This window comes from Pseudomonas sp. KH_024_B2, from assembly GCF_057839965.1.
The window spans coordinates 2,530,752-2,545,931 of record NZ_CM174502.1 but is presented as its reverse complement, the minus strand read 5'-3'; the positions used below and the strand labels follow the sequence as shown (position 1 = coordinate 2,545,931).

Below are 15,180 nucleotides of genomic sequence, written 5' to 3'. Positions count from 1 at the left end.
GTTTTGTTTACATGGTAGGGGTATCAAATCTGGCTGAAAGCCTCGTAGCCCAAGGCTTCCAGAGTTTTACAAGTGTCCAATTTCTTCTTCCCAGTCCTCCCACTAGGGGATAGCTCGACCTCATCGCGCGTGCAAAAACAGCGCCTGCATGGCGTCACTGATATTGTTGTCTCAGGTTCTCATAATCTGCTTCATTCCACATCGCCTCTCCTTCAATTTCTTGGAACGGTTCGAAGTATGGATAATCCACTTGAGCTTTATGCACCAACAACAGCTTGTCACCCTGCATCAGCTTATACATATCTGCTTTGCGATCTACACCAAGGTATTGATAGACAGTATCATTGTGGGACGACGTGATACGTCCATCCGGGTTTACAGTGATTGCATACCCGACTCCACGGAGCATTGCAGCAAGACGTTGGCTGTCTTCCTTTTCAAGAGTCCATAGCTTGCCCATCTCGTTCCAACCACTGGCAGGTGGAGCAACAACAGTTGAACGTAGTATCACCAAGGCGTTCTCTGCTGCCTCACGGGCTTGCTGAGCCTCTTTCAGCTTGGTGGCAAGCTCAGGCATGAAGCCAACAGCATCATGCGTCTGCAACAGGCTAGCCACCCTCTTGCTCAACTCATGTAGCTCTGCTTCACGGGTTACAATCTCTTTGTCATTCACGCCCATCTGTTGTTTGTTGATAGCTTCTAGAGCAGCAGTGACAGACGTGTATGAATAGATTGCATCGATTACAGCCTTTGGCACGATATGAGAGTTACTGCAATTCTGTTGGTTGGCCCTTGTGATACAACGCAATGTATGGGGCTTTCCTCCTTTGTTCTGGATGCTGTAATTCTTGCCACAGACACCACATTTCACCAATCCAACAATGAAGTGCTTGGTGGTTTTTGGAGCGCGCTTCTTTCTCTCCCCCATCTGCTCATGTCGAATTTGTGCTTTATAGAACAGTGCAGGCTCAATGACGATAGGATAGATATCATCAATCACGTGACGTTCTGGCGTCTCAACCAGCACTTCCCATTTGCCAATCACCGTTTTGTTAGTTAACCAGTGCCCTACACCAAATCCAGAAGCTTTAGCAAACTGTGGAACGCCAGTCTCACGCAATCGACGTGCAATAGTTGTTCTACCAATCCCCGAGACGTACCACTCGAACATTGTCTTGATCCAAGGGACAACCTCGTCAATCACCGTACCGTCACTGTTCAACCAAACGGGCGTTATGCGTTTTGGCGTAGTGCCGTTCTCTCTGGCTTGCTTCCTGCGTGATTCGTATGACGCAGACACGCGCTCGGATAGAAGTTTCGAATATCCATGAGCAGCCTGAATCTTCGCTATCAACAGGAAAATCTGTGGCCCTTCAAGACTCGCCTCGGTGTACTCGGTGTTGTCGTCTAGGGTGATGATGGAGACGCCTGCTTCGAGAATCGGACTGATGATCTGCTTCAACATCTTCATGGGAGCAAGACGCCCTGCCCGGTCGATAGCCTCAACCAGAACAACGTCACCCGCTCGTATTTCGCCCTCCTTCACAGCCACCAGCAAGTCACCAAAACCACCACCAGCATCGATGTGTTCGCCGTGGAAACCACTCTTGGCCAAGTCTTTGTAGCGGAGCTGGCTTACCTCGTAATCGGGGTGTAGAAGCAGCCAGTCAGCAATCATCTTCTCCTGACGTTCTACGCTGGAGCCAACCCGCTGACGGGCGTCCGAAAATCTCACGTAGCTTATGGCTTGCTTCTTCTTGGCTGGTGTTGCTGTAGGTGATTTCACTTGTGTACGCCCCGTATCTGCTGGCCGAAAGGATAACATTGGCTTAGGGTCACATAGAAAAAACCTGTTCCCAACCCTTGATTACCCGACCGGTGCCAATCACGCACTGGAACGGTTTGCCGCGCTCATACGAAGAGTCGAACTGAGTACCGTCTTCAAGAAAACCGCGGTACTGGGTGGTGATCAAGGCGCCTTTGACCACTTCTTTGCCGTCGCCCGGTTGAATGTCTGTCACCTGCAATTCGCTGCTCATCACTCGCTCTCGTTGGTTGGGGCTCAGCGCAGGGTTTTCCCAGAATTTTCGTGACTTGGCAACCTTCTTCAGCGCGGCAAGTTGGTAAAAACCTGCAGTTCTCAAGGAGCGTGGATTAAGATAGCCAACGGCCATTTACCCGCAAGGTTTCAATACCCCATGTCACCCACATTCTCATGACATCTGTCTGGCTCAGCCTCTGCGCTGCTCTACTGATCCTGGCGGCTGTCATCGTGCTGGTTCGCCGTGAGCGAAGCCTGCAAAACCAGTTGGCCCAGTATCGGGAACTGGTCGAACATCTGCATCGCACCAAGGCGCACAACAACGCACCCGACGACGCCGAACGCTTCAAGCGCAGTCAGTATTTCGCGCGCATCGGCACCTGGGATTGGGATGTCGATACCGAACAGCTGTATTGGTCGGAGGCCATCTACGGCATGTTCGGCTACAAGCCCGGCGAAGTGACGCCTTCCTATGAACTGTTCTGTAGCTGCGTGCACCCGGATGACCGGGCCAGGGTGCGTGCCGGTGAGTTGCATTGCCTCGCCACCGGCGAAAACCATGACGAGGAATACCGGGTCATCTGGCCGGACGGCAGCATCCACTGGCTTCGGGAAACCGGCAATGTGGTGAAAAACGCCGACGCTTCGACGATAAAAATGATAGGCGTGGTCCGCGATATTACCGAGGAAAAAGCCTCGGCCAGCCATCTCCGGCAACTGGCCCACTACGATCTATTGACCGGCCTGCCCAATCGTCTGGCGCTCGAAGACCGCTTATCCAAGGCTCTTGAACAGGCACGGCTGAGCGAAACGCGAGTGGTGCTGGTGTTTGTCGACCTCAACAGCTTTAAAGAGATAAACGATCATTTCGGCCACGCCGCCGGCGACCGGGTGCTGGTCACCACGGCCACTCGCCTGAAGAAAATTTTGCGTTCATCCGACACCGTCGCCCGTATTGGCGGCGACGAATTCGTGGTCATTCTGGAAGGCCTGCCGCAGGGCAAGAGCCTGCAGGACGAAGCCCGCAGCATTTGCGAAAAAATCCTGGTCGAGCTATCGCCCCCCATCACCATCGGCAATGACCAGCGGCACATCGGCACCAGCCTGGGCGTTGCGGTGTTTCCCGATCACGCGCCGAGCATGGACAAACTCATCCACATCGCCGACCTGGCGATGTACGAAGCCAAGCGCAGCGGGAACAACCAGTATCGGTTGGGTTGTAGGAGCGAGCTTGCTCGCGATGGACGTTAACGATTACGCGTATTTACTGAATAAACGCGCTGACTTTGAGTCCATCGTCGGAACGCCGCCCGGACCAATCGAGCGTCGACCGGCTGCTCCTACAGGTTCCCACCTTGAACTCGTTACCCCTGCACTATCCCAGCCACCCCCGGTAGAATCCGCACTCAACCAAGGCCGATCACACCAGCCTGCATCAATCGTCAGAGCCCCCCAGGAGTCATCCATGCCCCATGAAGGCAACCTGTTGCAAGTCGCTGTGGTTTTTCTGTTCGCGGCGGTGCTGACCGTTCCTTTGGCCAAGCGCCTGCAATTAGGGGCTGTACTGGGTTATCTGTTTGCCGGGGTGATCATCGGTCCATCGGTGTTGGGCCTGATCGGTAACCCGCAAAGTGTCAGCCATATTTCCGAGTTGGGCGTGGTGTTGCTGCTGTTCATCATCGGCCTTGAGCTCTCGCCGCGACGGCTTTGGGTGATGCGCAAATCGGTGTTCGGCGTCGGTCTTGCGCAGGTGATGCTGACAGGCTCGGTGATCGGCATAGTCGCTTTATTGGTCTTTGGCCAACCGTTGAACAGCGCCATCGTGCTGGGGCTGGGCCTGGCGTTGTCGTCCACCGCGTTTGGCTTGCAGAGCCTGGCGGAGCGCAAGGAGCTGACCAGCCCCCATGGGCGGCTGGCGTTTGCCATTCTGCTGTTTCAGGACATCGCCGCAATTCCCTTGATCGCCATGGTGCCATTGCTGGCCGGCGGTGATCACACCAGCACTGCCGCCCAAGACCTGAATCACGGCCTGCGGGTGCTGGGCAGCATCGCCGTGGTGGTGATCGGCGGGCGCTATCTGCTGCGCCCGGTGTTTCGCGTGGTGGCCAAGACCGGTCTGCCGGAAGTCTCCACCGCCACTGCACTGCTGGTGGTGATCGGCACCGCATGGCTGATGGATCTGGTTGGCGTATCCATGGCGCTGGGCGCATTTCTCGCCGGTTTGCTGTTGGCCGATTCGGAGTACCGTCACGAACTGGAAGCGCAGATCGAACCCTTCAAAGGCTTATTGCTGGGGCTGTTTTTTATCAGCGTCGGCATGGGCGCCAATATCAGCCTGCTGTTCAGCGCACCGGCCGTGGTACTGGGGCTGACGGTGCTGCTGATCCTGATCAAGCTGCCGTTGTTGTTTGTGGTCGGGCGACTGGCCGGCGGACTGGGTCGACTGAATGCCATACGCCTGGGCATCGTACTGGCGGCCGGTGGCGAATTCGCCTTCGTGGTGTTCAAGATCGGCCGCGATCAGGGCTTGTTCGAGCCACGGCTGTACGACCTGCTGGTGCTGACCATCACCCTGTCCATGGCGCTGACACCACTGTTGTTGCTGTTGTGCGCGCGGCTGATCAACCCGAAAGTGACACCCGTGACCATGCCGCCGGAATACCGCGAGATCGATACCGATGCGCCACGGGTGGTGATCGCCGGCATGGGTCGTATGGGGCAGATCGTCGCGCGGATCCTGCGGGCGCAGAACATCAAGTTCGTCGCGCTGGACACCTCGGTGGAAACCATCGAGCTGTCCCGCAGCTTTGGCGGGGTGCCGGTGTTCTATGGCGACCCGATGCGCCCGGAGATTCTGAAGGCCGCCAAAGTCGAGCAGGCGGAATTTTTCGTGATCGCCACCGACGACCCGGACACCAACATCAAAACCGCCGAACGGGTGCACAAGCTCTACCCGCACCTGAAAATCATCGCCCGTGCGCGCAACCGTCAGCACGTTCACCGGCTGGTCGATGTCGGTGCGCAAGCGGTGCGGGAAACCTACTATTCAAGCCTGGAAATGAGCCGACGCACCCTGGTCGGGCTCGGCCTGAGCCAGACCCAGGCCGATGCGCGCATCAAGCGCTTCACCCACCACGATGAACAGGTACTTGAGGCGCAGCATGCGGTCTACGACGATGCCGCCAAGGTGATGCAGACCGCCCAGGAAGCCCGGGCCGAGCTGGCGCGGTTGTTTGAGGCGGATCAGCTTGAGGAGGAGTCCAGGGGGTAAGCAAGGTTCGAGGGTAATGGTGGATGTGAGGGCCTCTTCGCGAGCAGGCTCGCTCCCACATTGATCGCATACCCCTGTGGGAGCGAGCCTGCTCGCGATGAACGATAACGCGGGTTATCCGGCGTTCGATTATGTCTGCGGCCCAAGCAACAAACCCTGCTCCGCCGCACACAACTGCACCACGTAATCCCACAACACCCGCAGCCGCACCGATTTGTGCAATTCGCGCCGGGTGCTGATCCAGTAGCTGCGCTGAATGCTCTCGGCCGGCAGCAGTGGCACCAGTTCCGGGTCGTTGCTGGCCATATAGCACGGCAACACCGCGATCCCCAGGCCCGAGCGTGCGGCCTGTTGCTGGGCGATCACGCTGGTACTGTGGAAGACCACCTGCGGGCTGCGGCAGAAGCTGTTGAGGAACATCAGTTCCTGGCTGAACAGCAAATCGTCGACGTAGCCGATCCAGGCATGCTGCGCCAGGTCTTCGCGGCTGTGCAGCGCTGGCGCACGGTCCAGGTAGGCACGGCTGGCATACAGCGCCAAACGGTAATCGGTGAGTTTGCGGGTGACCAGCATGTCGGCGGCCGGGCGTTCGAGGTGGATGCTGATTTCCGCTTCGCGGTTGAGGATGCTGACAAACCGCGGCACCGCCACCAGCTCCACTTCCAGCCCCGGGTAACGTTCGAACAAGCCGTTCATGCGGCTGGCGAGAAACATGATGCCCAGCCCTTCCGTTACCCCCACGCGGATCTTGCCCAGCGGTGCACTGGACTGGGTGATTTCTTCCTGTGCCAGCAAGGCGACGTTTTCCATGGCTTCGGCATGCTTGAGCAGCGCTTCGCCGGCCGGGGTCAGTTGATAACCCTGGGCGTGCTGGACGAACAGCGCAGTGCCGAGGCTTTTCTCGATCGCCTCGATATGCCGGGCCACCGTGGCGTGGGTGGTTTTCAGCCGCCGGGCCGCTGTCAGCAAGCGGCCGCTACGCTGTAACTCGAGAAAGAACCGCAGGTCATTCCAATCGAACATGAGTCTTCCTTGAACGCGTCGGAGGATGCAGCTGTCTAAAAACGCACAGCCACTGAGCAAAAACTAACATTCTTTTGACGAAAGCTAACAACTAGGATGACTCGCAACAAGAACAACAACAGCAGAGGTCATGGATGCAGCCTGACGTTGATGAATACGACTACGTGGTAGTGGGCGCCGGGCCGGCCGGTTGTTTGCTGGCCAATCGACTGTCCGCCGAGCCGCAGCACCGGGTATTGCTGCTCGAAGCCGGCGGCCGCGACAACTACCCGTGGATTCACATTCCCGTGGGCTACCTGTATTGCATCGGCAACCCGCGCACCGACTGGTGCTTCAAGACTGAAGCGCAACCTGGCCTGCAAGGTCGCAGCCTGAGCTATCCGCGAGGCAAGGTGTTGGGTGGTTGCTCGTCGATCAATGGCATGATTTACATGCGCGGCCAGGCCAACGACTACGACGGTTGGGCTGCCGACGGCAATCCGGGCTGGGCCTGGAAGGATGTACTGCCGCTGTTCAAACAGAGCGAAAACCATTTTGCCGGCGACTCGGCGTTTCACGGCGCTGCCGGGGAATGGCGGATCGAGCGCCAGCGGCTGTCATGGCCGATCCTCGATGCTTTCCGCGAGGCTGCCGAACAAAGTGGCATTGCCAGCATCGATGACTTCAACCGTGGCGACAACGAAGGCTGCGGCTACTTTCAGGTCAACCAGAAGGCCGGGGTCCGTTGGAACGCCGCCAAGGCCTTTCTCAAACCGATTCGCCACCGATCCAACCTCACCGTGTTGACCGATGTCGAAGTCGATCGCGTGCTGCTGGAGAATGGCCGCGCTTCGGCCGTCAGCGCCCGCTGGCAGGGCCAGCAAAAAACCTGGAAAGCGCGGCGGGAAATCGTTCTCTGCGCCGGCTCCGTCGGTTCGCCGAGCATCCTGCAACGCTCGGGGATCGGCCCGGGCAGTTTGTTGCAACGCCTTGGGATTGGCGTCGCCCATGAGCTGCCCGGCGTCGGCGGCAACCTGCACGATCATTTGCAGCTGCGGCTGATCTACAAACTGGAGAACGCCCGCACCCTGAACCAGATCGCCGGCAGCCTGTGGGGCAAAATGGGCATGGGTCTGCGTTATCTGTATGACCGCAGCGGCCCGCTGTCGATGGCTCCCAGCCAGCTCGGGGCTTTCGCCCGTTCGGGACCGGAGCAGACTTCAGCCAATCTTGAATACCATGTGCAGCCGCTGTCCCTGGAGCGTTTCGGCGAGCCGTTGCATGCGTTCCCGGCGTTCACCGCGTCGGTCTGCGACCTGCGCCCACAGAGCCGTGGCCGAGTGGAAATCCGCTCCGTCGATCCGCAACAGGCGCCGCTGATTCAACCCAACTACCTCAGCCATCCTGAAGACCTGCGGGTCGCCGCCGATGCGATTCGCCTGACCCGGCGCATCGTCGCCGCGCCAGCCCTGCAGCCGTTCAACCCCACCGAATATCTGCCGGGCGCGGCCCTGCAGACTGACGAACAACTGCACGAAGCGGCAGCGCGGATCGGCACGACGATTTTCCATCCGGTCGGCACCTGCCGCATGGGCAACGACAAGGATGCCGTGGTCGATGCCCAGTTGCGGGTCCACGGCATTCCCGGGCTGCGCATCGCCGACGCCTCGATCATGCCGCGCATCACCTCAGGCAATACCTGCTCACCGACCCTGATGATCGCCGAGAAAGCGGCCCAGCTGATACTCGCAACACCGACAATAAGTGTTTCACCGGAAAAAGAACTGCTCACCGAACCGCACTTGTAGGAGCTAGCTTGTGTGGGAGCGGGCTTGCCCGCGAAGCCTTTAGCGTCTGCGAGGTCCCCTTCGCGGGCAAGCCCGCTCCCACACAAGCTCGGCTCCCACAAGGACCGCGCAATACCTGCAATACCGACATCGCGCCAACAATGGCGGCGACAGTGGAACAACTAAAACAATCACTGTGAGGGATAACGATATGTCAGAACATGCTCAGTCTCTGGACGCGACGCTTGGCGCGACCACCAGCAAGGAAACCCAGAAAGTCATCTTCGCCTCGTCCCTGGGGACGGTGTTCGAGTGGTATGACTTTTTTCTTTATGGCGCCCTCGCGGCGGTCATCAGTAAACAGTTTTTCGCCGGGGTCAACGACACCACTGCCTTCATCTTTGCGCTGATGGCGTTCGCCGCCGGCTTTATCGTGCGACCGTTCGGCGCGTTGGTGTTCGGCCGTCTGGGCGACATGATCGGGCGAAAATACACCTTCCTCGCGACCATTATCCTCATGGGTCTGGCGACCTTCTGCGTCGGATTGCTGCCGACCTATTCGAGCATCGGCATCGCCGCGCCGATCATTCTGGTGGTGCTGCGCATGCTTCAAGGCCTGGCGCTGGGCGGTGAATACGGCGGGGCTGCGACCTATGTCGCCGAGCACGCTCCGGTTGGCAAACGCGGGTTCCACACCAGCTGGATTCAGTCCACCGCCACCCTTGGCTTGTTGCTGTCGTTGCTGGTGGTGCTCGGTTGCCGCTACTTCACCGGCGATCAGTTCGAAGTCTGGGGCTGGCGCATCCCCTTCCTGTTTTCGATCGTGCTGTTGGGGATTTCCACCTGGATTCGCCTGAGCCTGCACGAGTCGCCGGCCTTCGTGAAGATGAAAGGACAAGGCAAGCTCTGCAAGGCACCGATCCGCGAATCCTTCGGCAACTGGGAAAACCTCAAGATTGTGCTGATCGCGCTGTTCAGCATCAACGCCGGGCAAGCGGTGACCTTCTATGCCGCGCAGTTTTACATACTGTTCTTCCTCACCCAGTTCCTGAAAATGGACCCGGCCGTGGCCAACGGCCTGTTGATCGTCAGCGTGATAATCGGCGCGCCGTTGTTCATTTTCTTTGGCTGGCTGTCGGACAAGGTCGGGCGCAAACCGATCCTGATGCTCGGCCTGTTGCTGGCGACAGTGTTGTACTTCCCGATCTTCAAGAGCATTGCCCACTACGCCAACCCGGCAATCGACCTGGCCAGCCGTCAGGCTCCGATCAGCGTGCTGGCCGACCCGGCCACCTGCACCTTCCAGTTCGACCCGGTGGGCAAGGCGCGTTTCGACAGCCCCTGCGACAAGGTCAAAACCTTTCTGGTCAAACAAGGCTTGCCGTACAGCAGCGTAGCGGCGCCCGCCGGCAGCACCGTACAAGTGAGTGTCGGCGAGGTACGCATCGACGGTTACGACGAAGCCGCCCTGCGCGGCGCGGTGACGCTGGCCGGCTATCCACAAAAGGCTGACACCCAGCAGATCAACAAACCGATGATCGTCGCACTGATGGTCGCCCTGACCTGTATCGCCGCCATGTGCTACGGCCCGCTGGCGGCGCTGATGGTCGAGCTGTTCCCGACCCGCATCCGCTACACCTCCATGTCCCTGCCCTACCACATCGGCAACGGCTGGTTCGGCGGTTTCCTGCCGACCGTGTCCTTCGCTCTGGTGGTGTACACCGGCGATATCTTCTATGGGTTGTGGTACCCGGTGGTGATCACCGGCGTGAGTTTGATCGTGGGCATGATCTGTCTGCGTGAAACCAGACATGTGGATATCGAAAAGAACTGAGTGATGAAGGGCCGCCCACTCGCCGTGTTACCGGCGATGGGGCATTGGCATGGTCTCTCGTAGCAGCAGCCTCGCAAGCTCGGCAGCTGCTACGGGCCCGCATCTTCAATCAGCTGCCATACACCTTCGCCGCCGGCAGCGCCTGCGCCATCAGTCGCTCTACTGCGTCACCCACCTCGCCCACCGCCCAGCGCCCTTCTCTATCCAGTTCCGGGCCTCTGCGCCAGCCATCGGCAATCGACAATTTGCCGCCCTCGACCTCGAACATCTGGCCATTGACCGCACGGGAAGCCTCGGAGCCAAGCCAGACCACCAGCGGCGCGACGTTTTCCGGGGCAAAGTAATCGAAGCCCCGCTCGGGTTTTTTCATGCTATCGGCGAACACCTGTTCGGTCATGCCGGTGCGCGCAGCGGGGGCCAAGGCGTTGACGGTAATTCCGTAGCGACCCAGTTCAGCGGCCTGCACCAGCGTCAGCGCCGCAATACCGGCCTTGGCAGCCGCATAGTTGGACTGGCCGATGGAGCCCTGCAAGCCCGCCCCGGAACTGGTGTTGATGATCCGCGCACTCAGCTGCGCCCCGCCCTTGGCCTGCTCGCGCCAGTAACGCGCGGCATGGCTGGCAATACAGAAATGACCCTTGAGATGCACGGCCACCACCGCATCCCAGTCGGCTTCGGTCAGGCTGGCGAACATGCGGTCGCGGCAAATGCCGGCGTTGTTCACCACCACGTCCAGGCCATCGAAGGTTTCGATGGCCTGGCGCACGATCAGCGCCGCATCGTCGTAGCTGGTGATGTCGTTGCTGTTGGCAACCGCCACACCGCCCTGCCCCTGAATCTCGGCGACCACGGCCTGTGCCGCATCGCGGTTGATATCGTTGACCACCACCTTGGCGCCCTCGGCGGCGAAGGCCAGCGCATAGGCGCGGCCCAGCCCGCCGCCGGCGCCGGTGATGATTACTACGCGGTTCTCGCAGATTTGCATTGTCGCTCTCCAGTTGTTCGGGGTTGCCGGTTTCCTTCGCCTGGTTCGCCTCAGGGCGAAATTCACAGGCGCTCGATAATCGTCACGTTGGCCTGGCCGCCGCCTTCGCACATGGTCTGCAAACCGAAGCGCCCACCGCTGCGCTCCAGTTCATGCAGCAGGCTGCACATCATCCGGGTGCCGGTGGCGCCCAGTGGATGGCCGAGGGCAATCGCGCCGCCGTTGACGTTGGTCTGCGCGTGGGGGTAACCGGTCTCCTTGAGCCAGGCCATGGCCACGCAAGCGAAGGCTTCATTGATTTCCACCCGGTCAATGTCTTCAAGCTTCATCCCGGCCCGCTTGAGCGCATAGGCGGTGGCCGGGATCGGCGCGGTGAGCATCCAGATCGGGTCTTCGGCGCGCACGCTGAGGTGGTGGATACGCGCGCGCGGCGTCAGTCCATAGCGTTTGAGCGCGGTTTCGGAAACGATCAGCATGGCGCTGGCAGCGTCGCAGGTCTGGCTGGAAACCGCTGCGGTGACCCGATCGCAGCCAAACAGGAATTCCAGTTCGGCCATCTTCGCCAGACTGGTCTGGCGAGGCGTTTCGTCATGCTCGACCCCGGCCAGTGGCACAATCTCGCGGGCAAATCGGCCTTGCTCGATGGCCTGCAAGGCCCGTAGATGGGACTCCAGGGAATAAGCTTCCAACTGCGCACGGGACAGCTGCCACTTCTCGGCAATCATCTGCGCCGAACGGAATTGGGTCGGCGGCTGGGCACCGTAGCGCCGGACCCAGCCTTCGGAACCGCTGAACGGATCACTGAATCCCAGCGGCTCGGCGGCGATCATGGCCGAGGAAATCGGGATCTGGGTCATGGTTTGCACGCCGCCGGCAATGACCACGTCCTGGGTGCCGCTCATCACCGCCTGGGCGGCAAAGTGCACCGCTTGCTGCGAGGAGCCGCACTGGCGATCGATGGTGGTACCGGGCACCGACTGGGACAGGCCGGCGGCCAGCCAACTGGTGCGGGCGATGTCCCCGGCCAGCGGGCCGATGGTGTCGACACAGCCGAAGATCACGTCGTCGTAATCTTCATCGGGAATGCCGTTGCGCTCGACCAGCGCGCGCAACACATGGGCCCCCAGATCGGCGGCATGGATCTGGCTCAAACCACCCTTGCGCCGCCCGGTGGGCGTGCGCAGGGCGTCGACGATATAGGCTTCAGGCATGGTGTACCTCGGAAAAATGATGGAGTCAGGCACAGTCGCCGTCAGAACGTATTGCCAGCCCCAAGGGCCAGGTTGCCTTCGAACAATGCAGCGCGAATTCGTCCTTTGTGATGGCCGCGATCGCCCCAGACCTTGTCCAGGGCCCAGGCGCGTTTCATGAACAGGTGCAGGTCGACTTCCCAGGTGTAACCCATGGCGCCGTGGGCCTGAATGGTGTTTTTGGCGGCGAGCATGGCCGCTTCCGAGGTCGCCAATTTGGCATGGGAAACCAGCACCTCCTGGCCCGGCTGCTGCTCGGCAAGGGCATAGGCGGCGCGGTACAGCGGCCCTTTGGCGAACTCGATCTGCACCGCGACATTGGCCATCAGGTGCTTGACCGCCTGGAACGAACCGACCGGCTTGCCGAATTGCTTGCGTTCAAAGGTGTAATCCACCGCCAGGTCGACCATGCGCTTGGCCAGCCCCAGCAACTGCGCGGCGCTGCCGAGAGCGCCACGGTTGAAGGCCGCGGCCCACAACCGCCGGCCATACTCGCCGGCGGCCACACAGGTGGCGGCGCTCGGCGTCCAGTCGACCTGGAACAACTGGCGACTGGGGTCGACCGAAACATTGCGGGTCAGACGGACTGCGTCGCGCTCAACCGCATGCACCTCATCGCCATGGGCCAGCAACAGCAAATCGGCAACGTGGGCATCGCTGACCAGCGGGTTACCCGGCTCGGCAATCGCCAGCCGCGCACGGCCTTCGGCGACTCGCGCCAACCAGTGTTGCTTGAGTGCTGCATGGCGCTCATCAAGGGCAGCGAGCAACGGCACGCCGATCAACATCGTATCCACCAGCGGCTCGGGCAAACCGGCATAGCCACATTCCTGGGCGAGCAGAATGAAGTCCAGTTCATTCATGCCCATCCCGTCATATTCCTCCGGGACGGTCAGTGCGGTCAGGCCAAGCTCCACCAGTTGAGCCCAGAGTCGATCACTGCGCCCACTGTCGCTGAGCCACAATTCGCGAATGCGCTCCGGGGTGACCTCATTGATCAGGAAACTCCTGACGTTGTCCTGAAACAGCAATTGGTCGCGGCTGAAACTAAAGTCCATGGTCTCTTCCTCAGGCGCGCGGCATGCCGAGCATGCGTTCGGCAATGATGTTGCGCTGGATCTCGTTGGTGCCGGCGTAGATCGGACCGGCCTGGGCAAACAGGAAACCTTCCAGCCAGTGGCCGACGTCGCCCGCCGCGGGAGCTTCGGGCAGCAGCTCGCCGCGCAGCCCGAGAATGCTCAGGGCGGTGTCGTGCATGCGCTGGTCGAGTTCCGACCAGAAGATTTTATTGGTCGAAGATTCCGGCCCGATCTTGCCGCCCTGCACCAGTTGCGAAGCGGTCATGTAAGTGCTCAGGGTGTAGGCCTCGGCGTCCAGCCAGGCGCGCATCACAGCCTCGCCAATGGCCGGATCGCGGTCGGCCTGCTCACGGTTGGCCTGGTACAGCTGCACCAGGCGCCGGGCGGTTTCCTGAAAGCGCGCGGGTGAGCGCAGCAGCAACCCGCGCTCGAACCCGGCGGTGGACATCGCCACATGCCAGCCCATGCCCTCGCCACCCAGGGCGTTTTCCACCGGCACCTTGACGTCGTCGAAGAAGATCTCGGCAAACCCCGGCAAACCATTGAGCTGCGCAATCGGTCGCACGGTGATACCGGGACTATCGAGCGGCAGCAGGATGAACGTCAGGCCCTGATGGCGCTGCGAGTTCGGGTCCGTGCGGAAGATCCCGAACACCCAGTCGGCCCACACTGCACGGGTCGACCAGGTTTTCTGGCCGTTGATCACGTAGTGGTCGCCGACCCGTTCGGCTCGCGAGCGGATCGCCGCCATGTCGGAGCCGGCGCCCGGTTCCGACCAGGCCTGAGCCCAGATATCCGTGCCATTGGCCATGCGCGGCAGAAATTGCGCTTTCTGCGCTGCGCTGCCGTACTCCATCAGGGTCGGACCGAGCAGGAAGATGCCGTTCTGGTTGACCCGAGCGGGCGCACCCGAGCGGTAGTACTCCTCCTCGAAAATCAGCCATTCGATCAGGTCGCAGCCACGCCCGCCGAGTTCGGTCGGCCAGGTGACCATGCCCCAACGTCCCTCGTTGAGTCTGGCTTCCCAGGCGCGATGCTCGACAAAGCCTTGCGCGGTGTCGAACGATTGCAGCGGTTCAGCGGGTACATTGGCCGCCAGCCAGGCCCGCGCCTCGGCGCGAAAGGCCTGCTGGGCCGGGGTATATGTCAGGTCCATGGGTATGCCTTCAGCCGTTGAAGTGGGCATCGCGTTTTTCGACGAACGAGTCGCGTGCTTCCTGAGAGTCCAGCGAGCGATAAGCCTGGAGAGTGAAGCCCTGCTCCCAGCGATATTTGTCTTCCAGATTGCCGTCTTCGATGCCGGTCAGTGCTTCCTTGGCCAGACTGATCATGGCCGGGCTCTTGGTAGCGATGGTGCGGGCGATCTGCAACGCGGCCTCACGCAAGTCCTCGCGTTTGACCACCCGTTCCACTGCGCCCAGGCGCCAGGCCTCGGCGGCGTCGATCATCTCGCCGGTGAAGTACATGTGACGGACCTTCTGCACCGGGAACAGTCGCTGCAGATGAGCACCGCCGCCCATCGCCCCGCGATCCACTTCCGGCACACCGAAACTCGCGCACTCGGAGGCCACCACAATATCAGCGGCGCCGCAGATACCGATGCCGCCACCGAGGACGAAGCCGTGCACGGCGACGATCACTGGTTTCGGATTACGGTGGATGGCCTTGAAGCTGTCGTAGTTACCCTTGTTCACCGCAACGATCAGGTTGCCGTCGACGGCCAGTTCCTTGATATCGACCCCGGCACAGAAGCCGCGCCCTTCGGCACGAATGACGATCACCCGGACGCGGGCATCGCGACCCAGGCTTTCGATCTCGCTGGCGATGTCGGCCCAGCCCTGACAGTTGAACGCGTTGACCGGCGGCTGGTTGAACACCAGCTCGGCGACGCCGTTATCGATACTGACGCTAAATGGTTTCATGCCTTTCCC

At 60.5% G+C, this 15,180-nt stretch carries 11 protein-coding genes and 1 pseudogene; 4 read left to right on the top strand and 8 right to left on the bottom strand.

From position 1 onward, the window contains the following. Positions 1 to 154 precede the first annotated feature (154 nt). Together AC3I0A_RS11945 and AC3I0A_RS11940 are read right to left on the bottom strand one after the other, a co-directional pair. Positions 155 to 1,786, bottom strand: coding sequence for a recombinase family protein (locus AC3I0A_RS11945; protein ID WP_489377999.1), 1,632 nt, complete (start codon positions 1,784 to 1,786; stop codon positions 155 to 157). 64 nt (positions 1,787 to 1,850) lie between these two features. After that, positions 1,851 to 2,039, bottom strand: a pseudogene (locus AC3I0A_RS11940) (FKBP-type peptidyl-prolyl cis-trans isomerase); the annotation flags it as partial. Between the two features lie 176 nt (positions 2,040 to 2,215). Between AC3I0A_RS11940 and AC3I0A_RS11935 the strand changes: the two are divergent. After that, complete coding sequence (locus tag AC3I0A_RS11935; protein ID WP_489377998.1) at positions 2,216 to 3,292, top strand: diguanylate cyclase domain-containing protein; 1,077 nt, start codon at positions 2,216 to 2,218, stop codon at positions 3,290 to 3,292. 214 nt (positions 3,293 to 3,506) lie between these two features. Further along, positions 3,507 to 5,312 carry a monovalent cation:proton antiporter-2 (CPA2) family protein gene (locus AC3I0A_RS11930; protein ID WP_489377997.1) on the top strand — a complete coding sequence of 602 codons (1,806 nt, stop codon included), beginning with the start codon at positions 3,507 to 3,509 and terminating at the stop codon, positions 5,310 to 5,312. A gap of 129 nt (positions 5,313 to 5,441) precedes the next feature. Here the strand turns inward: AC3I0A_RS11930 and AC3I0A_RS11925 are convergent, their stop codons facing one another. Further along, complete coding sequence (locus tag AC3I0A_RS11925; RefSeq protein ID WP_489377996.1) at positions 5,442 to 6,335, bottom strand: LysR family transcriptional regulator; 894 nt, start codon at positions 6,333 to 6,335, stop codon at positions 5,442 to 5,444. 134 nt (positions 6,336 to 6,469) lie between these two features. On the opposite strand from AC3I0A_RS11925, the gene AC3I0A_RS11920 reads away from it, so the two are divergent. Beyond that, positions 6,470 to 8,122 carry a GMC family oxidoreductase gene (locus AC3I0A_RS11920; protein ID WP_489377995.1) on the top strand — a complete coding sequence of 551 codons (1,653 nt, stop codon included), beginning with the start codon at positions 6,470 to 6,472 and terminating at the stop codon, positions 8,120 to 8,122. 190 nt (positions 8,123 to 8,312) lie between these two features. Next, on the top strand, positions 8,313 to 9,935 hold the full coding sequence (locus tag AC3I0A_RS11915) for an MFS transporter (protein WP_489377994.1): 1,623 nt from the start codon (positions 8,313 to 8,315) through the stop codon (positions 9,933 to 9,935). Between the two features lie 109 nt (positions 9,936 to 10,044). Here the strand turns inward: AC3I0A_RS11915 and AC3I0A_RS11910 are convergent, their stop codons facing one another. From AC3I0A_RS11910 to AC3I0A_RS11890, 5 genes are all read right to left on the bottom strand, one after another. Continuing rightward, positions 10,045 to 10,920: an SDR family oxidoreductase gene (locus AC3I0A_RS11910; protein WP_489377993.1), complete on the bottom strand. Its 876-nt coding sequence runs from the start codon at positions 10,918 to 10,920 to the stop codon at positions 10,045 to 10,047. Between the two features lie 62 nt (positions 10,921 to 10,982). Beyond that, the gene (locus tag AC3I0A_RS11905; RefSeq protein WP_489377992.1) at positions 10,983 to 12,131 is read right to left on the bottom strand and encodes an acetyl-CoA C-acetyltransferase; all 1,149 of its coding nucleotides are present in this window, start codon (positions 12,129 to 12,131) and stop codon (positions 10,983 to 10,985) included. Positions 12,132 to 12,172: 41 nt separating this feature from the next. Then, on the bottom strand, positions 12,173 to 13,228 hold the full coding sequence (locus AC3I0A_RS11900; RefSeq protein ID WP_489377990.1) for an acyl-CoA dehydrogenase family protein: 1,056 nt from the start codon (positions 13,226 to 13,228) through the stop codon (positions 12,173 to 12,175). A 10-nt stretch (positions 13,229 to 13,238) separates the two neighbouring features. Next, a complete protein-coding gene (locus tag AC3I0A_RS11895; RefSeq protein ID WP_489377988.1) occupies positions 13,239 to 14,405 on the bottom strand; it encodes an acyl-CoA dehydrogenase family protein in 1,167 nt (388 codons plus the stop codon). Between the two features lie 10 nt (positions 14,406 to 14,415). Continuing rightward, the gene (locus AC3I0A_RS11890) at positions 14,416 to 15,171 is read right to left on the bottom strand and encodes an enoyl-CoA hydratase family protein (protein WP_489377987.1); all 756 of its coding nucleotides are present in this window, start codon (positions 15,169 to 15,171) and stop codon (positions 14,416 to 14,418) included. Positions 15,172 to 15,180 lie beyond the last annotated feature (9 nt).

Excerpts from the sequence above, each read along its gene's own strand:
- AC3I0A_RS11935 (WP_489377998.1), top strand. The coding sequence starts at position 2,216 with ATGACATCTGTCTGGCTCAGCCTCTGCGCTGCTCTACTGATCCTGGCG.
- AC3I0A_RS11930 (WP_489377997.1), top strand. The coding sequence starts at position 3,507 with ATGCCCCATGAAGGCAACCTGTTGCAAGTCGCTGTGGTTTTTCTGTTC.
- AC3I0A_RS11925 (WP_489377996.1), bottom strand. The coding sequence starts at position 6,335 with ATGTTCGATTGGAATGACCTGCGGTTCTTTCTCGAGTTACAGCGTAGC.
- AC3I0A_RS11920 (WP_489377995.1), top strand. The coding sequence starts at position 6,470 with ATGCAGCCTGACGTTGATGAATACGACTACGTGGTAGTGGGCGCCGGG.
- AC3I0A_RS11915 (WP_489377994.1), top strand. The coding sequence starts at position 8,313 with ATGTCAGAACATGCTCAGTCTCTGGACGCGACGCTTGGCGCGACCACC.
- AC3I0A_RS11910 (WP_489377993.1), bottom strand. The coding sequence starts at position 10,920 with ATGCAAATCTGCGAGAACCGCGTAGTAATCATCACCGGCGCCGGCGGC.
- AC3I0A_RS11905 (WP_489377992.1), bottom strand. The coding sequence starts at position 12,131 with ATGCCTGAAGCCTATATCGTCGACGCCCTGCGCACGCCCACCGGGCGG.
- AC3I0A_RS11900 (WP_489377990.1), bottom strand. The coding sequence starts at position 13,228 with ATGGACTTTAGTTTCAGCCGCGACCAATTGCTGTTTCAGGACAACGTC.
- AC3I0A_RS11895 (WP_489377988.1), bottom strand. The coding sequence starts at position 14,405 with ATGGACCTGACATATACCCCGGCCCAGCAGGCCTTTCGCGCCGAGGCG.
- AC3I0A_RS11890 (WP_489377987.1), bottom strand. The coding sequence starts at position 15,171 with ATGAAACCATTTAGCGTCAGTATCGATAACGGCGTCGCCGAGCTGGTG.